Source organism: Haploplasma axanthum (assembly GCF_900660745.1).
Lineage (GTDB): Bacteria > Bacillota_I > Bacilli_A > Acholeplasmatales > Acholeplasmataceae > Haploplasma > Haploplasma axanthum.
This window is the reverse complement of the sequence record NZ_LR215048.1, coordinates 1,805,091-1,827,369: the sequence shown is the minus strand read 5'-3', so window position 1 is coordinate 1,827,369 and position 22,279 is coordinate 1,805,091. Positions and strand designations below refer to the sequence as shown.

The window sequence follows — 22,279 nt, the reverse complement described above, 5'->3', positions numbered from 1 at the left end:
TAACGATTGAATCTTAATTGATTTGATCGTTTTTTTTAGAATAGTTAATGAAAACCTTTACATGATTTTTACAAACTACTTACACAACATGATAGTTTCAAAAAAAAATAAAAATTATAATATATGTGAAAGTGAGGTAATTTCAGATGAGAAAAATATTTGCGATTTTATTTACAGTATTATTGGGAGTTACTTTAGTGGCATGTACAAATGATAATAGCCCTAAAGATGATAAAATAACAGTTTATACAAGAGATACAGCATCAGGAACAAGAGATGCATTCTTCACAGCAATTGATTTTACAGATGCAATCAAAGATGATCAAAAATTAGTTAATGGTGTTTTAATTGTTGATGGTAATGGCGATATGATTTCAAAAATCAAAAATGATGAAAATGGTATTGGTTATATTTCATTAACAAGTTTAGCAACATCAGAATTAAAAGGCTTGAAATTTAACGGTGTTGAAGCTACAGAACAAAATGTCTTAAATGGATCATATGCACTGAAAAGACCTTTTAATTACATTGTTACAAGTAATGATACAACAGATGCTGACAAATTAGCAAAAGCATTCGTTGCTTATATGGGAACGAAAGATGCAGAAACAATTATTAAATCAAAAGGTGGAATTATTGAAGTAGATGCAAATGCACCAACATGGGAAAGTATTAAATCACAACATACAGTTGCAAACAAAGATAATAAAGATGTAACAGTAATCTTTGGTGGATCAACATCAGTTGAATCAATAGCTAAAGAATTAAGTAAAGATTTTAGTTCAAAAGCTGGTAACTTTAAAGCAGAACATAAACATACAGGTTCAGGTGATGCTTATAAGAATACTCAAGGTAGTGGAAAAGATGGCGATTCAGCATTACACATTGGATTTGCTTCACGTGGATTTAAAGCAGATGAAGCAGGGGCTGTTGGAACTTTTGGTCAATTAGCATTTGACGCAGTAGTTATTGTTGTTAATTCAAAAAACAAATTAAATTCAATTACTCCAGAACAAGCTAAAGAAGTTTATAAAGGTGATACAGCAAAATGGGCTGATGTAGTTGAAAAAGAAGTATTTAATGGTGAAGTTAAAGTTTATACAAGAGATACAGCATCAGGAACAAGAGACGCATTCTTTACAGCAATTGATTTTGCAGATGCAATTAAAGATGATGAAATACTAGTTAAAGGTGTTTTAATTACTGATGGTAATGGTGATATGATTACTAAACTTAAAAATGATGATAAAGGTATTGGCTATATTTCATTAACAAGTTTAGCAACATCTGGACTAAAAGGTTTAAAATTCAATGGTGTAGAAGCTAATGAAGCAAACGTATTAAATAACACATATGGACTTAAAAGACCATTCATGTATATTGTTACAAGTAATGATGTAACAGATGCAGATAAATTAGCAAAAGCATTTGTAGCATATATGGGAACAAAAGATGCAGAATTAATTATTAAATCAAAAGGTGGAATAATTGATGTTAATCCTGCGGCACCAACATGGGAAAGTATTAAATCAGAATACCCTGTTGCAAACAAAGATAATAAAGATGTAACAGTAATCTTTGGTGGATCAACATCAGTTGAATCAATAGCTAAAGAATTAAGTAAAGACTTTAGTGCTAAAGCAGGTAACTTTAAAGCAGAACATAGTCATAGTGGTTCAGGCGATGCTTATAAGAATACTCAAGGTAGTGGAAAAGATAGTGATTCGGCATTACATATTGGATTTGCCTCACGTGCCTTTAAAGACACAGAAGCGGGAGTTGAAGGTACATTTGGACAATTAGCATGGGATGCAGTAGTTGCAGCAGTAAATGTGAAAAATCCATTAGATAATATTACTAGCCAAGTATTAAAACAAATTTATCAAGGCGAATTAAAAAATTGGTTAGAGGTTATTAGATGAACGTTGAAAGTAAAAATGTAAAAATAAATAAAATAATGAATATAACAGTCAAGAGTATCTTATTACTCGCGACTGTTTTATCCGCTTCTATAATCATTTTAATTATTTGGCAAATCGCAAGTCATGGTATTAGACCATTTACTAATGTATATGGTGATAATAGAGTTGATTTTTTAAAATTTATAAGAGGAACTAGTTATAGTCAAACAAACTATCAAATAGGATTTATAATTATAAATACGTTGTATGTTGTTTTTTTATCAGTATTAATTAGTGTTCCAATTAGTGTGTTAACAGCCCTTTTTATCGCTAAAATAGCACCTAAAGTAATAGGTAAAACATTAACAACAGTCGTTGAAGTTTTAGCAGCAATTCCCTCAATTATCTTTGGGGTTTTTGGTTCAGGATATATTACAGTTTTAGTTAAAAACATTGCTGATAAGTTTGGAATATCAACTGCTGGTGGGTTATCGGTATTATCGAGTGTGATTGTTTTAACAATGATGATATTACCAACAATAACAATGTTATCTATTACAGCAATTAAATCCGTTCCAAGTAATATTGAAGAAGGTTCACTCGCTCTTGGAACAAGTAAAACCCAAACAATGTTTAATATCACATTAAAAGCTGCTGTTCCAGGGATTTTTGCTGGAATTATCTTAGGGGTAGGTCGTGCTTTAGGAGAGGCAACTGCTATTTCTTTAGTTGCTGGTAACATTCCAAGTGGTCCTAGTTTTTCACTCTTTGATCCAACAAGAACATTAACTTCAACAATCTTAATGGGATTTAAAGAAACTGAAGGATTAGACTATGATATAAGATTTTCAATTGGTTTAGTTTTAATAACAATCATTTTATTAGTAAACTTTATTTTAAATTATGTAAGAAAGAGGATAAGTAGTAAATATGAAAACTAAAAGAAAAGTGTATGATGGAATACTACAAGTAATTACATATTTAGCATCAGCAATTTCTGTTGTGATATTATTTGCAATTATTTTCTTTATTTTTTCAAAAGGAAGTAAAAATCTTAGTTGGAAATTTATAACTAGTGATAATAAAGAAGAAAGTTATATTGTGAAATCTAATGAGAATAATTATGATAAAAAATTTGAGAATAAAGGTAATTATGAATTTTTCTCAAATCGTTATGGGATTGCTTTTAAGGATTCAGTTAATATTTCAAAAGAAGTTATAATAGAAATTATCTATATTGATCCTAATTCTCCACTTAAAGAAATGTTGTTAGTTGAGAATGGGGAAAAAACATCTGTTAATCAAGGTTTCTATTTTACAACATATATTGATTTTACTAATGATATTGGGAGTACTGATTATATTTTTGCAAGAGAAGGAGCTGTTAATGTTGCAACAAAACTTGATCAAGCAAGAATAATTAATAGTTGGTCATTATCAAATGAAGGTGGAGGAATTAGAGGATCAATTGTTACAACGTTTTATCTTGTTATTTTGACACTAGCAATAGGATTACCAATCGGTATCTTAACAGCAGTATATTTACATGAAATTGCACCTAGAGGTAAATTCATTAATATCTTAAGATCATTTATTGATATGTTAACAGGGATTCCATCAATTATTTATGGATTGTTGGGTGCTGCATTATTAATCCCTGTTTCAAAACAAATTATTTCAACAAATGAGATAGGTGGTAATATTTTATCTGGAGCTTTAACATTATCAATTATGGTGTTGCCGGTTGTTATTAAAGCAACCGAATCAGCATTAGATGTTGTTCCAAAAGATTATAAATTAGCATCACTTGCTCTTGGAGCAAATGAAATACAAACAACCTTTAAAGTAATTCTTCCAAATGCATTACCTGGTATCTTATCAGCAGCACTTTTAACAATAGGAAGAGTAATTGGTGAATCAGCAGCATTAATTTATGCGATAGGAACAGTAATTAATGATAATATAAAGATAAGTGGTAAAGGAACATCATTAGCAGTACATATTTGGTCAGTAATGAACAAAGAAACGCCGAATGTTGAAGTAGCAGCAAGTATTGCAATTATTATCCTTGCAATGGTATTAGTATTAAATCTACTTGTAAAACTAATCTCAAGCAGATTAGAGAAAAAATTCAGGGGGTAGTCAAAAATGAAAAAAACATTTATAATTGAGAATATGAATCTATATTATGGAAATAAACAAGCATTAATTAATATTAATATGGAAATTAAAGAAAAAGAAGTAACAGCATTTATTGGACCTTCAGGTTGTGGTAAATCAAGTTTTTTAAGAAGTTTGAATAGAATGAATGATTTAATTGAAGATGCTAGAATTGAAGGATTAATTAAATATCATGATGATGATATTTACGACAAAAAGTTTGATGTAATAAGTTTAAGAACTAAAGTTGGAATGGTATTTCAAAAACCAAATCCTTTTCCAATGAGCATTTTTGACAATGTTGCTTATGGACCTAGAAGACAAGGAATTAAAAATAAGAAAGTATTAACAGAAATTGTTGAAAAAGCGTTAAAACAAGCCGCATTATGGGAAGAAGTTAGTGATCGTACACATGAATCAGCAATGAAGCTTTCAGGTGGTCAGCAACAAAGACTTTGTATAGCAAGAACACTTGCTATGAATCCAGAAGTTATTCTTATGGATGAACCAACTAGTGCATTGGATCCAATTGCTACGCAAAAGATAGAAGATTTAATTAATGATTTGAAAAAAGATTATACAATTATTATCGTTACTCATAATATGCAACAGGCAGCAAGGATTTCAGATAAAACAGCATTTTTCTTATTAGGAGAGTTGATTGAGTTTGATGAAACATCAGTTATCTTTTCGAATCCTAAAAAAGAACAAACTGAAAGTTATATTACTGGACGCTTTGGTTAATATGATATAATGGAGGTATCTATATGACAGCACTAAGAAGAGGACTACAAGAAGCAGTAGATGAATTAAAAAAAGAAGTAATTGAGATGGCTAATACGGTTATTAAAAATATTAATGATAGTATTAAAGCATTTGCAGATAATAACATTGACTTAGCAAAAGAAATTATTTTGCGAGATGATGTTGTTGATCGATATGAAGAAGAAATATCTAAAAGAGCATTAAAAATAATTTGGAAGGAACAACCACTTGCAGGTGACCTTAGATTAGTAACAGGTATTTTAAAATTAATTACAGATTTAGAAAGAATTGGAGATCATGCTATTGATATAGCAGAGATTACAATTAATACTGCTAATCTTAAAAGTGAACGTGTAATTCCTACAACAGTTAAAATGGCTGAGATTGCTAAAAAAATGGTTTTAGACAGTGTTGAAGCATTATTTAAGACTAATATCGAATTAGCAAATAAAGTTATTGCTGTTGATGATGAAGTGGATAAATTATTCCAAAAAATTATTAAAAGAATCGTTAAAGAATTAAAAGAAGAAACAATCGATCCTGATTTATCAGTATATCTATTAATGGTAGCTAAATATATTGAAAGAATTGGAGATCATGCTGTTAATATTTGTGAATGGATTATATTTATTGTAAGTGGAAATCATAAATCAACACCATTATTTTAGGAGGGCACGAAATTGTTAATTTATTTTGTTGAAGACGATCAAAGTATATCTTATATTATTGATAAAACTTTGGAAAAAATGGGTTTGGAAAGACAAGGGTTCCAAACAGGTAAAGAATTTCTTGATGCATATGCAAAAAAAGAGCCTAATCTAATTTTATTAGACATTATGCTTCCAGATACTTCTGGTTTAGAACTATTAAAAAAAGTTCGCGAAACTAATAAAGAATTACCGATTATTATTGTTTCAGCATTATTTAGTGAAATGGATAAAGTTATTGCTCTTGATGCAGGAGCAGATGACTATTTAACTAAGCCTTTTGGTATTTTAGAATTAACTTCAAGAATTCAAGCGAAACTTAGAAAAGTTTCAAGCAATAAAATCATTAAATATCATGATGTTGAGATTGATACTAAAAAGCATAAAGTTATTGCTGCAGGTGAAGAAATCATTTTTACAAATAAAGAGTATGAAATCTTTATGTACTTAATTAAAAAGAATGATGAAGTTTTATCGAAAGAACAAATTTTTCTTGATGTTTGGAGAACAAGTTTTATGGGTGAAACTAGAGCATTAGATATGCATGTTAAAGCAATTAGAAAAAAATTAGCGGATGTTAATTCAAAAGTAGTGATTGAAACAGTTTATGGTGTTGGATATAAATTAGGGGTTGAGTAGATGATATATGTTGCAGTTGTTTTATTAATAATTAATCTTGTTCTTTTATATTTTCTCTTAAGAGATAAAATTAATATTAATAATCATAAGAATAATTTGCTTATCGAACAACAACTTGAAAAAATTCTTGATACAATGCACCAAGCTATTCTTTTATTTAATGATCAAAGCAAACTACTTTTTTATAATAAAGATGCAGCAGAAGTTTTATCACTTGATAATAAAAGTATAGGATTAGATGCTGAAGCGATTTTAAAAAATGACAAAATTAAACATGCTATTGAAAATAAAATTGATTATTCATTATTTGATATTAATTACAAACGTGATATCTATGCTGTTAATGTATATTCGATTAAAGATCGTCCCAAAAGTGGAAATCAAGATGTTGCTATTATTGTTATTTTAAAAAATGTAACAGAAACTAGAGTAGTTGAGCAAACAAAAAAAGATTTCTTTGCTCATGCATCACATGAATTAAAATCACCTTTGACTGCAATTCTTGGTTATAGTGAGTTAGTTTCACTTGATATGGTCGAAGAAAATGACTATAAAGATATAATAAATAGAATCTATAAACAAGCTAATCATATGTCATTACTAGTTGATGATATGTCAACTTTATCAAGATTAGAAGCAGTTCCAAATGATGAGAATAAAGAAACTGTGGCACTAAAACGTGTTTTAGAAGATACGTTAGAAACACTTGATCGATTTATCGTTGATAAAAATATTAAGGTTAATTATCAAACAACAGATGTTAAATATGAAGCAGTTTTACTTGATATGAATAAACTATTTAAGAATTTAATTGAAAATGCAATTAAGTATAGTCCGAAAAATAGTAGTATTTTTATTAATCTATATAAAAATAAATTAAATGAAATAGTCTTTACAGTTAAAGATAATGGAATAGGAATTGCTCCAGAACACCATCAAAGAATCTTTGAACGTTTCTATCGAATAGATAAAGGACGATTAGAGCCAGGAACTGGTCTTGGACTTGCCATTGTTAAGCATATTATGATTAAATATCATGGCAAAATTGAGGTAGAATCAGAGATTAATAAAGGTACAACAATAACAGTTAAATTTAAATGAAATTGGAAGCTTATTTATGAAAGAATAAATGGTTTTTTTTCATGTCTTTTCATTTGAAAATGAAAATGATGTAAACATAATTTTGCCCTTGTATATCTAGTCTAAATGACTTATAATTGATTTACAAAAAATGTTGGGGGGAAAAAATATGATTAAAAAAATAAGAAAAAGAGATGGAAGAGAGGTTCCGTTTGATTCACTTAAAATTAGATCTGCAATTCAAAAAGCAATTGAATCAATTAACGGTGATAGTAAAAAAGCAGTAGAATTAACAACTAAAGTGATTGATACTGCTCATACAAGATATAAAGATCAAGTGCCTTCGGTTGAAGATATTCAAGATATTGTTGAGGAGATTCTAATTCAATATCAAATGAAGGAAGTTGCTAAGGCTTATATTCTATATAGAGAAGAAAGAAGTAGAATAAGAGACCAACAAAACCGCTTAATGAAGACTTTTCATGACATTACTTTTTCAAAGAGCGATGATTCAGATTTAAAAAGAGAAAATGCCAACATTAATAGTGATACACCTATGGGAGCGATGCTTAAATATGGAAGTGAAGGAGCAAAAGAGTTTAATAAAACCTTTGTTTTAAAACCAGAACATGCAAAAGCTCATGAACAAGGAGATATCCATATACATGACTTAGACTTTTTAACAATGACTATGACATGTTGTCAAATCGACTTAACTAAACTCTTTACAAATGGTTTTCAAACAGGCCATGGATCTGTGCGTGAACCACAAGATATTAAAACGTATGCTGCACTTGCATGTATTGCAATACAGTCAAACCAAAATGATCAACATGGTGGGCAAAGTGTTCCAAAATTCGACTATGATTTAGCTATTGGTGTAAGAAAAACATATCGTAGAAAATATCGTTATAATTTAGAAAATATCCTTGATTTTGAAGGCATAAATTTGAATGTTAAATCAGTTTTAGATGAGTTAGAAAATAAGGGGTTAGTACCTAAACTTTATAACGATGAAATTGAGCAAGAATTAGTTAAAGTTTTACCAAAAGATAAAGCTAGACATATCCTTGATTATGTTAAAGAAAGAGCAACAAAGGAGACAATTAGAGATACTTATCAAGCAATGGAATCATTAATTCATAATTTAAACACAATGCATTCAAGAGCTGGAGCACAAGTTCCATTTAGTTCAATTAACTATGGAACAGACACATCTCACGAAGGAAGATTAGTTGTTGAACAAATATTGTTAGCTACTGAAGCAGGAATGGGAGAAAGTGAGACTCCAATATTCCCAATTCAAATTTTCAAAGTTAAAGAAGGAGTTAATTTAAATCCAGGTGAACCAAACTATGATTTATTTAAACTGTCATTAAAAACAAGTGCTAAAAGATTATTCCCTAACTTTTCATTTATTGATGCTGATTTTAATAAAGTATATTATAAAGAAGGTAATCCTGATACTGAAATTGCATATATGGGTTGTCGTACTAGAGTTATGGCAAACGTTCATGATCCAGAACAAGAAGTTGTTACTGGTAGAGGTAATTTAAGTTTTACAAGTATTAACTTACCAAGAATTGCACTAGAACATAAAAATATTGATGAATTTTTCAAGGAATTAGATAAAAAAATTGATTTAGTTGCAGATCAATTGTTAGAAAGACTAGATATTCAAAAGAATTTCCATGTTTATAATTTTCCATTCTTAATGGGACAAGGTGTTTGGATTGACAGTGAAAAACTATCTAAAAATGATAAAATTGATGAAGTAATTAAACACGGTACATTAGCAATCGGATTTATTGGACTTGCTGAAACGTTAAAGACATTAACAGGTAAACATCATGGTGAGTCAAAAGAATCACAAGACTTAGGATTAAAGATTATTTCACATATGCGTAAACGTACTGATGAGTTAGCTAAACAATATAAATTAAACTTTAGCTTAATAGCAACACCAGCAGAAGGTCTATCTGGAAGATTTGTGAAAATGGATCGAAAGAGATTTGGAAGTATTGAAGGTGTAACAAATCACGAATTCTATACAAACTCATTCCATGTTCCAGTTTATTATTCACTAACTGCATTTGAAAAGATTGATCTAGAAGCTCCATATCATGCATTAACTAATGGTGGACATATAAGTTATGTTGAATTAGATGGGGATGCATCTAAGAATGTTCTTGCATTAGAAAAAATAGTTCGTTATATGCAAAAGAAAAATATTGGATATGGTTCAATTAATCATGCTGTTGATCACGATCCTGTATGTGGATTTGTAGGAATTATTAATGATGAATGTCCTAAATGTGGAAGAAAAGAAGTTGAAGGTGCTAAATTTAATCGTATTAGAAGAATTACTGGTTATTTAGTAGGAACATTAGACCGATTCAATGACGCTAAACGTAAGGAAGTTGAAGAACGTGTCAAGCATATTAAATAAAGATGAAATAAGATTATCAGGAATAATTCAAGAGTCAATAGTAGATGGTCCTGGTATGAGATATGTTGTCTTTACGCAAGGATGTCCAAAGCGTTGTTTTATGTGCCATAACGAAGCTACTCAACCATTAATTGGTGGATATATTGAAAAACTAGATAAAATTGTTGATGGGTTTAGTAAAAATCCATTATTAAGTGGAATTACGATTAGTGGTGGAGAGCCATTTATCCAACCTGATAAAGTTTTATATTTGGTTAGAAAAGCTAAAGAATTAGATTTAAATGTTTTATTATATAGTGGATATTATTATGAAGAACTAATAAAGATGAATAATGTTCATGTTAATAATATATTAATGGAGGCTGATTATTTAGTTGATGGACCTTTTGAATATATTTTAAAAAACTTAAATCTTTTATTTAGGGGTAGTAGTAATCAAAGAATTATTGATTTAAAGAATAGTTGGAGTAAAAAAGAACTTGCTATAATTGAATCATTTGAATAAATTTAAATGGAGTGACTCTAGTTGCTCCCTTTTTTTTTGATTGAAAAAAAGGTATAATAAACATAAGAAAGTGAGTTAGATATTATGAATATTGCTGATCAAATTAGAAATTTAATAAAAAAACTTTTTGAAAAATTTATTACAAATTCAGAATTAGTTGATTTTTTTGCTGCTATCGTAATGATTATTTTTTGGTTACTTCTTGCAAGTATTGTCTTTAAACTAGTAAAGAGATTCTTAATTAAGACAAAGAAATATGAGAAAAAAGAAACTAAAGAGCAAATGACGGTTAGAAGATTAATTAATAATATTGTAAAAGCACTTTTTGCTTTTTGGATTGTTATTATGATCCTGAAAGAATTAGGTATAGATATTATGCCTGTTTTAGCCGGTGCTGGTGTTTTAGCGTTTGCAGTAGGTTTTGGTGCACAAGAACTAATTAAAGACGTAATAAGTGGTTTTTTCTTAATAATTGAAAAAACATTTAGCATTGGTGATGATGTTGAAATCAACGGAAATGTTGGAACAGTTACTGATATCGGAATAAGAAGAACAAAAATGCAAAATTGGCGTGGTCAAGTAATTACCATTAATAATGGTGATATTAAAACAGTTGTTAATCAAACGGTTCTTTTCTCGGTGGCTATTATTGATTTTAAGATTAATGCTAAATTTGATATCAGTTATATTAATTCTGCTAATTTTAAAAAATTTATTTTAGATTATAAAAATTCAAATCCAGATATTATAAGTGCACCTGAAACAGCAGTAATTACATCTTTTGATAATGGGATGAACTTAAGAATTGTTTTTAAAACTCAAATTAGAAAACAAAATGCAATTGAACCTGATTTTAGAAATAAGTTGGCTGAGCATTTAATAAAGAATAATATAAGATTTGAAAATACAGTGTTTGTTAAGATGGAGGAACAAAAATGAGAACTTTATACTATGATTTCTTCAAAGAAAATAATCGTGAATACTTAATTGTTGTAAGTGATAAAGGGTTATTTCATTTAACAACAAAGGGTTTTAACGATAATAATAAGTATAAATTAGTAAAAGATGAAGTTAAAACTAGTAAGTATATAGATCAATTAAAAGAGTACTTTGGTGGAAAAAGGAAAGTATTTACTTTACCACTTGATTTAGAAGGAACCGACTTTGAACTTTCAGTTTGGAATGAACTACTTAAAATTCCTTTTGGTAAAACAGTATCGTATATTGATGTAGCAAAAGAACTAGGAGATACTAAAAAAACACGTGCTGTTGCAGGTGCCATTGGTAGAAATCCAGTGATGATTGTTGTTCCTTGTCATCGTGTTATAGGAAAAAATAAGAAACTTACAGGTTATTCTGAAGGCCTTGATGTAAAAGAAGAATTACTGAGATTAGAAGGAATAACAGATTATCGTATTTAAAAACAGAGATATTAAATAAAGGATTAATGAAACTAGATTTATTAAAGTCTAGTTTTTTTGTTTTTGACTTGCAAATAGTTTGCAAATGATATAGAATAGTAAATGCGAATGATTTGCAAGGAGGAATAATTATGAAAAACATACATCCAGAAACAAGATTAGTAATATTTGAAGATAGTCAAACAAAGACACAATATTTAATTGATTCTGCAATTACTACTAAAGAAACAGGTATATATACAATAGATGGTAATACTTATCCACTGGTTAAGGTGGATACATCGGCAAGTTCACATCCTTTCTATACAGGGGAACAAACATTTATACAAGCTCAAGGTAGAGTTGATAAGTTTAATAAAAAATACCAAAAACGAGGAACAGTTAAATGAAAAAAGTATTAAGCATATTTGTTTTAATGATAATTTCAATTACATTATTAGCATGTAATAAGAAAATAATTAAAGCGGAATATATCACGATAACAAATGAAAATATTTATTTAAATGTTGATAGTGAAGTAACGCTTGAGTATAAAATTATCCCTGCTGATACAACAAACAAAGATGTTTCAATTGTATCAAATAATGATGAAATTGCTACAGTAACAAACGGAGTATTAAAAGGTTTAAAAATAGGGAACACAATAGTTACAATCTCACTTAAAGAACAACCAGAAATTAAAAAAGAAATAATAGTAAATGTTGTTGATAAGTTATGGCCAAGTGTTTCAATTAAATCTTTTGCAGGTTTTGACTTACCAGCATTTCCTAATTTCACAAGTGTTAATGAAGTTAAGACTGATGAGAGTTTAAAACTTGAAATAAGTGGTGTTACAAATGATAGTGGTGCTATGTATCAATATAAAGATTTGTTAATATCTTTAGGGTGGATACTAGATGGAGGCTTTGATGAACATGCAGGGAAATTCAAGCATAATGATTTTGAATATACAATAAGCCTTCATAATAATATGGTTCATAATGGAACAACAATTGATTTACTAATAAGTAAAAAAGATCACGATCATAATCATGAAATACATACATGGGAAGAATTAAGTGAAGAAGTTTTTATACATTTTAATGTTGAGTTACCTTTATTTGAAGGAATAACAGAGTTTAATTTTATAAGTGAAGAAGCAGAATTTAAATTTAATATTAAAGTGGATAATAGAAAAGAAAAAATAACTGCATATCAAAATGTTTTAAATACAAATGGATGGGTACCAGAAGGTACTCCAACAACACATGCAGGTACTTATATCAAAGATAATGTTGAGATTTCATATCATGAATCACATGATGATGAAGATACAATTGATTTTACAATCTCTAAAGAACATAATCATGAGCATGAAAAAACATGGAATGATGCACAAAAAGCTGTTAGTGATAAATTTAAGATTACAATTAATAAACTTGAAAATGTTAATGAGATGACTATAATTGAAAAAAGTAATTCAATAATTGTTGATGTTACAATTGCGAGTGAACTATTGGAATCAAGTTTAGAAGATTTCTTAAATACTTTTAATGAAGAATGGATTAAAAACCCTAATAATGATTCTCATGTGGGATATCTTTATAAAAAACCTAATCTCACATTAAGTTATCATAATGAATTGCCACATGGTAGAAATATAATTACATTTACGTTTAGTATTATAGATGATGAACCAACTGGATGGCCAAGTGATGAAATTAGTAATGATTTAGGTTTTTCAATGCCTGATTTTAAAACGTTTAATCAAGCAGCTTATGATTCTAAAGAAAAAATATTAACAATTAATGGTGTTATTGATCGTGTAGTTAAAGTTAATGAGTATATTGAACAATTAGAAACACTTGGATGGACTATTTTTAAATCAAACCCAGTAACAATAATGATGGATCATTACTTGCATAACTATAGAATTACAATAATGATGATGCCAAGTAGTCCAGAAGTCGTTGATATTGTTTTTAGAGAATTAGCATTAACATGGGATGATATTACTAGATTTATTAATAATGAATATAAAATTGAAATTCCTAATTTTGAAAACATAAAAAGTATCAAAATAACAAATATTCCAAATGAATTTGTATTTAATGCGAAAGTTACAAATAGAGAAGCAAGCATCATAGCTTATCAAGAACTATTAACTAGTAATGGATGGGTACCAGAAGGTACTCCGACAACACATGCAGGTACTTATATCAAAGATGATGTTGAGATTTCATATCATGAATCACATGATGATATTGAAACAATTGATTTTACAATTTCAAAAGAACATGATCATGAACATGGATTTCCTAATGATGAAATCTTTGAGCATTTTGGATTTAAACTTCCAGAGTTTCCAGGACATGTTCATTTTAAAGTGAACCATTTGTCAAATGGGGGTTTAGAGATTGTTATTAGTGATATTGAAGATGATAAAGAGGCACTAGAAAAGTATGATTTATTACTAATAAATGATAGTTGGATTAAATCATCAACTAATAGTTTTCATGGTGGTAGTTATACTAAAGATGGAGTAAATGCTTTAATAACATATCATAATAGTATGGACCATGGTGGAAAAACAATTGAATATAAGATAACTAAATTAAATGATGATACTGTAAATGAATGGCCAAATAAAGAGTTAAAAGAGAATGTAGGATTTGAACTTCCAGAATTTCCAAATAGTAAAAGTGCATTCTTTGATGTAAAGGAAGAATATAGTGTTATTGAAATACTTGGGGTTGAAGATGATAGAACAGAAGTATTTAACTATTATGAATTACTAGAGGCTGATGGATGGGTAAACTCTGAAATAAAAAATGCTCATGGAGCAAGATATTTTAAAGATGGATTAGATTATTTTATTATTGTTCATAATTTGAAATATCACGGTGGAGATGTAATTGAAATCCAAATTCATAAAATAATTACAGAGGGATTCTATGAAGAATGGCCTGTTAGTGAGATTAATGAATTATTACCTAATAATAATTTAATTGCTTATTCAGGTTTTTCATCAATTTCACTTAATGACGAAGATTTATCAGTTGGCAAATTATTAATCTTAATTTATGGAGCAACGTCTTCGTCAATTGATAGCTATATAAATAGTTTAGAAGGATGGGTTTATAGTTTGAAACATGATGGATATATAAACAATGAAAAAACATTTATTATGGTAATTGAAGATCATTTAAGTACATATCGTACAATAGATATTACAATTCAAAAAATAAGTGAATATCCAAGTGATGAAATAAATGCAATTATTAAAGATGAATTACCAAAATATGGAGAATTAAATTCTACTCATTATGTTATTAAAAAATATCAAGATGATGAAGATTTTGACTTCAAGATATATGATACGAGTAAAGAAGAATTAGAATCATTTATTAATAGTCTATTAGACTTAGGATGGTTTAATAATGAATACACAGGTGCATTATATAAAGAAGATAATGATTATTTTATATACTATTCAAACAGTAGTGATTTTAGTATTGTTTCAATAAGTATAACAACTGATCCGTCATATGGAAAAGAACATCAAGATTTAACAAAACTATTTAATGAATATGGAATACCCTTATTTGATCAAGATTCTGAATTAGAGAACTTAGTTTATAGTGCTAAAGTTCATGGTTATAGTAAAGAGTCGATTGCTATTGATGTGAATGGAAGTGATTTAAGTTTTGTTAGTACATATGAAGCAATTTTAACTAATAATGGATTTGTAAAAACAGGTACTGCTTTCACTAAAGAAAACACTAAAATAGAAGTTATTTTTGATGATTTGTTTGAAACAGCTGTAATAATAATTATTTTATAAAATGAAAAAAATTGATATTAAAACAATTACTAGTATAAGTAATCTATTTAAAGTTATTTCAGATCCAACTAGAATTAAGATTCTTTATGTATTAAAAGATACTAAACTTAATGTAACAACTATTTCAGAATTAATTGGAGTAACACAAAGTGCAGTTTCACATCAATTAAGAGTTTTAAGAGTTGCTAATTTGGTTACTAAAGATAAAAAAGGAAAAGAAGTAATCTACAGTTTATATGATAAACATGTATATGATATATTTGAAACTGCGATAATACATGTTAATGAAGAAAAAAACTAAGGGAGACAGTCGTTTCCTTTATTTTTTTGGTATAATATTAAAGATAATGTATGAAAAGAGGAATTACTATTATGTATAAGTCTAAGTTAACAATGAAAGAAACTCAAAAAGCAATTAAGATAGTTAAAGATAATTTTGAAAAAGAACTATCAAAGAAGTTAAATCTTGATCGTGTATCAGCACCAATAATTGTTGAGAGTAATAAAGGAATAAATGATGATTTAGGAATAAAAAATAGTGCTTTAAATTTTCATATAAAAACACTAGGATATAACGTTGAAATTGTGCAATCACTTGCTAAATGGAAAAGAATGGCTTTAAAAAAATATGGTTATAATTTATATGAAGGCATATATACTGATATGAATGCAATTAGACCTTTAGATATTACTGATAAAACACATTCAATCTATGTTGATCAATGGGATTGGGAATTAGTTATTGATAGAAAAGATCGTAATGAAGATTTTTTAGAAGAAATCGTTAAAAAAATAGTAAAAGCATTAAAAGAAACAAAAGACTTAGTAAGAAAGTCATATCAAGAGCTTAAAGATGAAATTAAAGAAGAGGTATTTTTTATTGATGCTAGTGATTTATATGATTTATATCCTAATTCAAACGATAAAGAACGAGAAAGATTAATCACTAAAGAACATAAAACAGTCTTTATTAAAAAAATTGGTAAGAAATTTGAAAACGGAATGATCCATGATTTACGTGCAGCAGATTATGATGATTGGAATTTAAACGGTGATATCTTAATCTGGAGTGAAATATTAGATGATGCTATTGAAATATCATCTATGGGAATTAGAGTTGATAAAGATTCTCTTTTAGAACAATTAGAAGAAGTGAATAGAGAAGAAGATATTAATACACTTTATCATAAAATGATTTTGAATGAAGAATTACCATTAACAATTGGTGGAGGAATTGGACAATCAAGATTATGTATGTTATTACTAGAAAAAACTCATATTGCAGAAGTTCAAGCATCAATTTGGAATGATGACGAAATGGAGTATTTTGCTAAAAACAAAATTGATTATCTATAAAAAAATACCCTTTTAAAAAGAGTACTTAAATAATTATTTTGAATTTAAAACGTGAGATAGTGTTTCATCTAATGATTCAGGAGTTACACTAGAATCATATCGACCAACAGTATTACCTTCACGATCAATTAAAAACTTAGTGAAATTCCATTTAATCTTTCCTGATAAAGGTGATGACTCTAAGTGACTTTTAATGTTTGATGGATTTGAATTTTTTAAGTAGTGATAAAGAGGATGTTCGTTTTTCCCATTAACATTAATTTTAGCAAATGTTTGGAAAGTAGTTCCAAAGTTTATTGAACAAAACTCAGCTAATTTTTGATTACTTCCAGGAGCTTGCATAAGAAACTGGTTACAAGGGAAATCTAAAATTTCGAATCCTTGATCACGATATTTTTCATAAAGTTTTTGTAGTCCATCATATTGTTTTGTAAAACCACATTTTGTTGCAGTATTAACAATTAATAAAACCTTTCCTTGATATTTATCAAGTTTTATTTCTTTGTTGTTAGTATCTTCAACTGAAATATCATATAAATTCATAAATTTATTCCTCCTATATTTTATAATTAAAGTATAGCATAGCAATTCAAAAAAGACATTTGATTAGCATATTAAAAGATAAACCATATGATATGTTATTAAAAGAAATAATGATATAATAAACACGATTATTTAGATAAGTTTAAGGAAGTAGAAAAAATGAAATTTAAAATTGAAAGAATGGGTAGTGATGGTGAAGGAATTGCCTATCATAAAAAAAGCCCAGTATATATTTATTATGCATATTTAGGTGAAGAAGTTGAAGCAGAACTGTTCACTAATATTAGAGGGGCATTAGAAGCAAAACTTGAACATGTTATAACACCTTCTAAACATCGAAGAGATGTTACTTGGCCATATTACATGAAAAGCGGTAGTATTAATTTATTACATCTTGATTATCAAGAACAATTAAGATATAAAAAAGACATTGTTCGTTTTTTGTTAATGACTAAAATAAAAAAAGAAACTAAGGATGTAAAATTAGGATCAACAATCCCTTCAGATAATCAATTACATTATCGTAATAAAGCATATATTCCACTTGCATATCAAAATGGCAAAAATATGATGGCTAATTATATAAGAGGTGGAAATCAATTATTTGTTGTTGATAGTCTAATTATTGAAGAAGAAGCAATTGAAAAGACTGTTAAAAATATTTTACCAATTTTAGATAAGCATAAGATTAATGCATATGATTTAAAGACTAAAAAAGGAACAATTATTAGTTTATCATTAAGAGTTAATAAATTTGGTGAAGTTCAATTAACATTAGTAACTAAAGTTAAAACAAAATTAACAAACTTAGTTGATGAAATAATGAAAAAAAATCCTAATGTTGTTGGTGTATATGAAAACTATGTTCCAAAATATAAGAATAGTCCAGATATCTATGAAGGAGAATTAAAACTTTTAAAAGGTGAAAAGTACTTAACAATGTATCTTAATGATTATAAGTTTTATTTAACTCCGTTTGCTTTCTTCCAGTTAAATACGAAACAAGCTGAAAAAATGTATAACATGATTATTGAAAAAGCAACATTCAATAAAGAAGATGTTGTCTTAGATGCATATTCTGGAGTTGGAACAATTGCCACACATGTTAGCAAATATGTTAAACAAGTAGTAGCGATTGAATCAATTAAATCTGCAGTTAATGATATGAATTATTCATTAGAAGATAATAAAATCACAAACATAAAAACAATTACTGGTGACTTTGTCAAAATTATTGATTTTCTAAAACAAAAGTTTGATAAAATGATTTTTAACCCACCAAGAATTGGACTAGGTGAAGAAGTATGTAAGTATATTCTTAAATCAGCACCAAAAGAAGTAATTTATGTTTCATGTAATCCAAAGACTTTAGTTAATGATTTAAAGCTTTTATCAACAAAATATAAAGTTAAATCAATAACTCCACTAGATATGTTTCCACAAACAGCACACGTTGAAAACATCGTATTGCTTTCTTTAAAAACCGCTTAACAAAGCCGTTAGTATAATAGAACAAGAAGCATTTTTCCCTTAAAAACTGGGTTAAATGCTTCTTTTTTACTTTTTGCCCAATGTGGAAACATATCGAAATCAATGTGGAAACATCAAACTATGCTTTAAGCATATATTTTCTTGAGTGTGAGAACATCTATTTCGTAAAAAATTATATCACTACAACCCGATATAACATTTTAGCTAAGCCATCGGGTGTGTGATATGTTTCCACAATGATTGGTTCAGTTTTTAAGAACTCAAAACGTCGTTCTTTGAACTCATTGTCTGAATAATTCTTGGTTCCAGCAATACAGTATACAATCTCATTAGGACTTACGGATATCATTTTATAGATGAATGTACTTAAAATCTCTGAATATATTTTTTAAGTATAAATTACTATTATTAAATAAAAATAAGAGTAAAATTGAAGCCCTACACAGTTACTTTTTAGTAGACTGTCTAAAAATTATATTAGTATCAATATAGATTGTTTTAATTGCACTATTTGGTCTGTTTATTCTATCGACCAAAAGGTATAAAGCTTCTTGACCAAGTAACTCTTTATCAACGTTAACTGTTGTGATTGGAGGAATTGAAATTGTTGATTCAATAGTATTATCAAATCCAATTACTTGGACCTCATGAGGGATTTTATAATTCAGAGTTTTTAAAGCATTAATAACACTGGATGCAATACTATCATTAGCACAAATAAACGCTTGAGGTTTATATTTTAAAGCACTTATTTGTTTTGTCATCCAAGAAATATCACCGAATGGAGAATCATCGGGTAGAAGGAGTTGTTGTTCCATATCTATTCTATGACCAATATCACTTAATGAGTCTCGCATACCTAAAAAGCGTTCATTAAATCCAATACAGTGATCTCGGTCACCACAGAAGGTTAATCGGTTAAATCCGTTGGCTATTAAGTAGTTACAGAGTTTGTATATACTATCTCTACTTTCCATAAGTAAAACATCAAAATTTCCATTTTTATGTTTTAAATCAATACTAGCATCGATAAAAACAGTAGGTATTTTGGTTTTCAAAATATATTCAAGCAAATCTTTTGAATATAATTCGATTCCTATAATACCGTCAATCTTTAATGAGTCTAAATAATCTCCAAGTTGTTTGAATGTAGTATTAGTACCAAATGTATATTGGAATATTTCAATATTATATTTGGTGTCGGTTCTCTCAACACCTCGAGCAAAACTAATGAAAAAATCTAAGTCATAGATAGGCTTTCCTGCAAGGAGTAATATTTTGAGAGTGTTAAGTTCTTTTCTTTCTCTATAAAACCCATAACCTTTATAGCCTAGTTCCTCAGCCTTATCTATAATTAATTTTTTTGTTGATTCAGATACATGTTGATTATTTAATGCTTTTGAAACGGTATTTCTAGATAAACCGAGTTCTTCAGCAATCATATTAATTGTTATATTTTTATTCATATTATTATCACCAACCCTATTATATAGTGCAAATGCACAAAAGTAAAGCGGTTACGTATGCAAATGCACTAATTAAAAAATAAAGTTGACTCATAAAAAATGAGTTTATATAATTGAACTACAACGGAGGGATTTTTATGCAAAATCAGAATGTTCTTGAAGTGGACATTAGTAAAAAAAGACGAAATGCAAACCTTAAAAAAAGTTGGCCTTTAATAGTAATGTTATCAGGGGCGCTAATTTTTGTTTTTGTATTTTCGTATATTCCAATGTATGGAATTACAATAGCATTTAAAGATTATAATCCAGCACTTGGAATCTCTAAGAGCCCATTTATTGGATTTGATAACTTTAGACGCTTTTTCGAAGCTTATAACTTTGGATCGCTAATGTTTAATACATTTATCTTAAGTTTTTTAGGGTTTATAATTGGATTTCCATTACCTATTATTATTGCTTTACTACTTAATACTATTAGAAGTAAAAAAACAAAGGGAGTTTTTCAGACGATATTCAATGCTCCACACTTTATTTCAGTTGTAGTATTAGTAGGGATGATATTCTTATTCTTTGGTGAATACGGATTAGTCAATAGTATCGTTAAGACTTTTGGTGGAGATGGTATTTCCTTCATGCTTGAGTCTAAGTGGTTTAGACCCTTATTTATAGGATCAGGTAACTGGCAAGAAATGGGTTGGTCTTCAATTATTTATTTAGCTGCTTTAGCTGGAGTTGATCCTCAACTTCATGAATCAGCAACAATTGATGGAGCAAGTAGATGGCAAAGAATTAAAAATATCGATCTACCTGCAATCTTTCCGACAATATCAATATTATTAATTTTGTCTATTGGTAGTTTACTAAGCGTTGGACATGAAAAAGTGTTGTTAATGCAAACTGGGCCTAACTCAGTAGTTTCAGAAATAATCTCAACTTATGTATATAAGATTGGATTAACTGGAAACTCTGAGCCTGGATATGCTGCAGCGATTGGTTTGTTTAACTCACTAATAAATATTGTCTTATTAGTAATTGCTAATTATAGTGCTAAGAAATTTAGCGAAAATAGTCTGTGGTGATATTATGAACAATATAAGTAGAGCGAAAAGCGATAAAATATTTCATTTTTTTGTAATGTCATTAATGATTTTACTAGCAGTAATAATACTATATCCTTTATGGTTTGTATTAATTGCTTCAGTAAGTTCACCAGATGCAGTATTAAATGGTGAAGTTTGGATTTTTCCAGATATCATCGACTTTAGTGGTTATAAAAAAATATTTGCAGATAAGCAAATATGGGTCGGGTATAGAAATACAATTCTTTATACATTCTTTGGAACGTTATTAAATATTGTATTAACTATTCCAGCAGGATATGCACTATCAAGAAAAGAATTACCATTTAAAAAAGGTTTTATGTGGTTCTTCATTATTACAATGTTCTTTGGTGGTGGATTAATTCCATATTATGTATTGATCGATAAATTAGGTTTGATCGATAATCCATTAGTACTAATAATCCCGCAAGGATTGTCAGTATGGAACATGTTTATGGTTAAAGCTTATTATGAATCAAATATCCCAGGTGAGTTAATAGAAGCAGCTGAGATAGATGGTGCCGGTCATTTTAGATCATTTTGGTCAATTATATTACCAATATCTAAACCGATCGTAGCCGTAATGGTTTTATTTTATGCAGTGGGAAGATGGAATTCATACTTTGATGCGATGCTATTTATTCATAGTGAGAATTTATATCCCTTACAAATTATTTTAAGAAACATCTTAATTGTTAATGATAATTCCTCTGGAGGAATTACAGGCGAAGATATTTATGAAAGATTGAAACTTGCAAACCAAATAAAATATGGAATTATTATAGTTTCAAGTTTACCAATTATACTAATTTATCCATTTATCCAAAAACATTTTGAAGAAGGATTTTTAGTAGGAAGTTTTAAATAAGAAAG

General features: G+C 28.3%; 20 protein-coding genes. 18 read left to right on the top strand and 2 right to left on the bottom strand.

Features of this window, described 5'->3' with window-relative positions; genetic code table 11:
- Nucleotides 1-146 precede the first annotated feature (146 nt).
- The 15 genes from EXC62_RS08380 to asnA all read left to right on the top strand — a co-directional run bounded on the left by EXC62_RS08380 (nucleotide 147) and on the right by asnA (nucleotide 16,806).
- Entirely contained in the window at nucleotides 147-1,922 is a 1,776-nt protein-coding gene (locus tag EXC62_RS08380) for a substrate-binding domain-containing protein (protein ID WP_162140186.1), read from the top strand.
- On the top strand, nucleotides 1,919-2,842 hold the full coding sequence (gene pstC, locus EXC62_RS08375) for a phosphate ABC transporter permease subunit PstC (RefSeq protein WP_026390452.1): 924 nt from the start codon (nucleotides 1,919-1,921) through the stop codon (nucleotides 2,840-2,842). Before EXC62_RS08380 ends, pstC begins: the two co-directional genes overlap by 4 nt.
- Nucleotides 2,832-4,043, top strand: coding sequence for a phosphate ABC transporter permease PstA (pstA, locus tag EXC62_RS08370; protein ID WP_026390451.1), 1,212 nt, complete (start codon nucleotides 2,832-2,834; stop codon nucleotides 4,041-4,043). Before pstC ends, pstA begins: the two co-directional genes overlap by 11 nt.
- Nucleotides 4,044-4,049: 6 nt before the next feature.
- Complete coding sequence (gene pstB, locus EXC62_RS08365) at nucleotides 4,050-4,805, top strand: phosphate ABC transporter ATP-binding protein PstB (RefSeq protein ID WP_026390450.1); 756 nt, start codon at nucleotides 4,050-4,052, stop codon at nucleotides 4,803-4,805.
- A 23-nt stretch (nucleotides 4,806-4,828) separates the two neighbouring features.
- Nucleotides 4,829-5,494, top strand: coding sequence for a phosphate signaling complex protein PhoU (gene phoU / locus EXC62_RS08360; RefSeq protein ID WP_026390449.1), 666 nt, complete (start codon nucleotides 4,829-4,831; stop codon nucleotides 5,492-5,494).
- A 12-nt stretch (nucleotides 5,495-5,506) separates the two neighbouring features.
- On the top strand, nucleotides 5,507-6,172 hold the full coding sequence (locus tag EXC62_RS08355) for a response regulator transcription factor (protein WP_052589857.1): 666 nt from the start codon (nucleotides 5,507-5,509) through the stop codon (nucleotides 6,170-6,172).
- Entirely contained in the window at nucleotides 6,173-7,273 is a 1,101-nt protein-coding gene (locus tag EXC62_RS08350; RefSeq protein WP_162140185.1) for a sensor histidine kinase, read from the top strand. It abuts the gene before it with no gap.
- Nucleotides 7,274-7,421: 148 nt separating this feature from the next.
- Entirely contained in the window at nucleotides 7,422-9,701 is a 2,280-nt protein-coding gene (locus EXC62_RS08345; protein WP_026390446.1) for an anaerobic ribonucleoside triphosphate reductase, read from the top strand.
- Nucleotides 9,682-10,206 (top strand): 4Fe-4S cluster-binding domain-containing protein, encoded by a 525-nt coding sequence (locus tag EXC62_RS08340; RefSeq protein ID WP_035375697.1) that lies wholly within the window; start codon nucleotides 9,682-9,684, stop codon nucleotides 10,204-10,206. Before EXC62_RS08345 ends, EXC62_RS08340 begins: the two co-directional genes overlap by 20 nt.
- Before the next feature lie 84 nt (nucleotides 10,207-10,290).
- Nucleotides 10,291-11,145, top strand: coding sequence for a mechanosensitive ion channel family protein (locus tag EXC62_RS08335; RefSeq protein ID WP_162140184.1), 855 nt, complete (start codon nucleotides 10,291-10,293; stop codon nucleotides 11,143-11,145).
- Nucleotides 11,142-11,627, top strand: coding sequence for a methylated-DNA--[protein]-cysteine S-methyltransferase (locus EXC62_RS08330; protein WP_035375696.1), 486 nt, complete (start codon nucleotides 11,142-11,144; stop codon nucleotides 11,625-11,627). The genes EXC62_RS08335 and EXC62_RS08330 overlap by 4 nt, the downstream gene beginning before the upstream one ends.
- Nucleotides 11,628-11,758: 131 nt before the next feature.
- Entirely contained in the window at nucleotides 11,759-12,016 is a 258-nt protein-coding gene (locus EXC62_RS08325) for a type B 50S ribosomal protein L31 (RefSeq protein WP_332307595.1), read from the top strand.
- Nucleotides 12,013-15,450 carry an Ig-like domain-containing protein gene (locus EXC62_RS08320; protein WP_026390443.1) on the top strand — a complete coding sequence of 1,146 codons (3,438 nt, stop codon included), beginning with the start codon at nucleotides 12,013-12,015 and terminating at the stop codon, nucleotides 15,448-15,450. The genes EXC62_RS08325 and EXC62_RS08320 overlap by 4 nt, the downstream gene beginning before the upstream one ends.
- A 1-nt stretch (nucleotide 15,451) precedes the next feature.
- On the top strand, nucleotides 15,452-15,751 hold the full coding sequence (locus EXC62_RS08315) for an ArsR/SmtB family transcription factor (RefSeq protein WP_026390442.1): 300 nt from the start codon (nucleotides 15,452-15,454) through the stop codon (nucleotides 15,749-15,751).
- Nucleotides 15,752-15,822: 71 nt separating this feature from the next.
- Nucleotides 15,823-16,806: an aspartate--ammonia ligase gene (asnA, locus tag EXC62_RS08310; protein ID WP_197724340.1), complete on the top strand. Its 984-nt coding sequence runs from the start codon at nucleotides 15,823-15,825 to the stop codon at nucleotides 16,804-16,806.
- A gap of 33 nt (nucleotides 16,807-16,839) precedes the next feature.
- Here asnA and EXC62_RS08305 read toward each other — a convergent pair whose 3' ends face one another.
- Complete coding sequence (locus tag EXC62_RS08305; RefSeq protein WP_026390440.1) at nucleotides 16,840-17,349, bottom strand: glutathione peroxidase; 510 nt, start codon at nucleotides 17,347-17,349, stop codon at nucleotides 16,840-16,842.
- Nucleotides 17,350-17,508: 159 nt separating this feature from the next.
- On the opposite strand from EXC62_RS08305, the gene rlmD reads away from it, so the two are divergent.
- A complete protein-coding gene (rlmD, locus tag EXC62_RS08300) occupies nucleotides 17,509-18,840 on the top strand; it encodes a 23S rRNA (uracil(1939)-C(5))-methyltransferase RlmD (protein ID WP_026390439.1) in 1,332 nt (443 codons plus the stop codon).
- Nucleotides 18,841-19,286: 446 nt separating this feature from the next.
- On the opposite strand, the gene EXC62_RS08295 is transcribed toward rlmD, so the two are convergent.
- Entirely contained in the window at nucleotides 19,287-20,306 is a 1,020-nt protein-coding gene (locus EXC62_RS08295; protein WP_026390438.1) for a LacI family DNA-binding transcriptional regulator, read from the bottom strand.
- Nucleotides 20,307-20,443: 137 nt separating this feature from the next.
- Here EXC62_RS08295 and EXC62_RS08290 point away from each other — a divergent pair, with 137 nt between their 5' ends.
- Nucleotides 20,444-21,385: an ABC transporter permease gene (locus tag EXC62_RS08290; protein ID WP_162140183.1), complete on the top strand. Its 942-nt coding sequence runs from the start codon at nucleotides 20,444-20,446 to the stop codon at nucleotides 21,383-21,385.
- Nucleotides 21,386-21,389: 4 nt separating this feature from the next.
- Complete coding sequence (locus EXC62_RS08285; protein WP_026390436.1) at nucleotides 21,390-22,274, top strand: carbohydrate ABC transporter permease; 885 nt, start codon at nucleotides 21,390-21,392, stop codon at nucleotides 22,272-22,274.
- The last annotated feature ends 5 nt before the right edge of the window (nucleotides 22,275-22,279 follow it).

What these genes read in the sequence shown, in the direction of transcription:
- EXC62_RS08380 (WP_162140186.1), top strand. Translation starts at nt 147, where the DNA reads ATGAGAAAAATATTTGCGATTTTATTTACAGTATTATTGGGAGTTACT.
- pstC (WP_026390452.1), top strand. Translation starts at nt 1,919, where the DNA reads ATGAACGTTGAAAGTAAAAATGTAAAAATAAATAAAATAATGAATATA.
- pstA (WP_026390451.1), top strand. Translation starts at nt 2,832, where the DNA reads ATGAAAACTAAAAGAAAAGTGTATGATGGAATACTACAAGTAATTACA.
- pstB (WP_026390450.1), top strand. Translation starts at nt 4,050, where the DNA reads ATGAAAAAAACATTTATAATTGAGAATATGAATCTATATTATGGAAAT.
- phoU (WP_026390449.1), top strand. Translation starts at nt 4,829, where the DNA reads ATGACAGCACTAAGAAGAGGACTACAAGAAGCAGTAGATGAATTAAAA.
- EXC62_RS08350 (WP_162140185.1), top strand. Translation starts at nt 6,173, where the DNA reads ATGATATATGTTGCAGTTGTTTTATTAATAATTAATCTTGTTCTTTTA.
- EXC62_RS08345 (WP_026390446.1), top strand. Translation starts at nt 7,422, where the DNA reads ATGATTAAAAAAATAAGAAAAAGAGATGGAAGAGAGGTTCCGTTTGAT.
- EXC62_RS08335 (WP_162140184.1), top strand. Translation starts at nt 10,291, where the DNA reads ATGAATATTGCTGATCAAATTAGAAATTTAATAAAAAAACTTTTTGAA.
- EXC62_RS08330 (WP_035375696.1), top strand. Translation starts at nt 11,142, where the DNA reads ATGAGAACTTTATACTATGATTTCTTCAAAGAAAATAATCGTGAATAC.
- EXC62_RS08325 (WP_332307595.1), top strand. Translation starts at nt 11,759, where the DNA reads ATGAAAAACATACATCCAGAAACAAGATTAGTAATATTTGAAGATAGT.
- EXC62_RS08320 (WP_026390443.1), top strand. Translation starts at nt 12,013, where the DNA reads ATGAAAAAAGTATTAAGCATATTTGTTTTAATGATAATTTCAATTACA.
- EXC62_RS08315 (WP_026390442.1), top strand. Translation starts at nt 15,452, where the DNA reads ATGAAAAAAATTGATATTAAAACAATTACTAGTATAAGTAATCTATTT.
- asnA (WP_197724340.1), top strand. Translation starts at nt 15,823, where the DNA reads ATGTATAAGTCTAAGTTAACAATGAAAGAAACTCAAAAAGCAATTAAG.
- EXC62_RS08305 (WP_026390440.1), bottom strand. Translation starts at nt 17,349, where the DNA reads ATGAATTTATATGATATTTCAGTTGAAGATACTAACAACAAAGAAATA.
- rlmD (WP_026390439.1), top strand. Translation starts at nt 17,509, where the DNA reads ATGAAATTTAAAATTGAAAGAATGGGTAGTGATGGTGAAGGAATTGCC.
- EXC62_RS08295 (WP_026390438.1), bottom strand. Translation starts at nt 20,306, where the DNA reads ATGAATAAAAATATAACAATTAATATGATTGCTGAAGAACTCGGTTTA.
- EXC62_RS08290 (WP_162140183.1), top strand. Translation starts at nt 20,444, where the DNA reads ATGCAAAATCAGAATGTTCTTGAAGTGGACATTAGTAAAAAAAGACGA.
- EXC62_RS08285 (WP_026390436.1), top strand. Translation starts at nt 21,390, where the DNA reads ATGAACAATATAAGTAGAGCGAAAAGCGATAAAATATTTCATTTTTTT.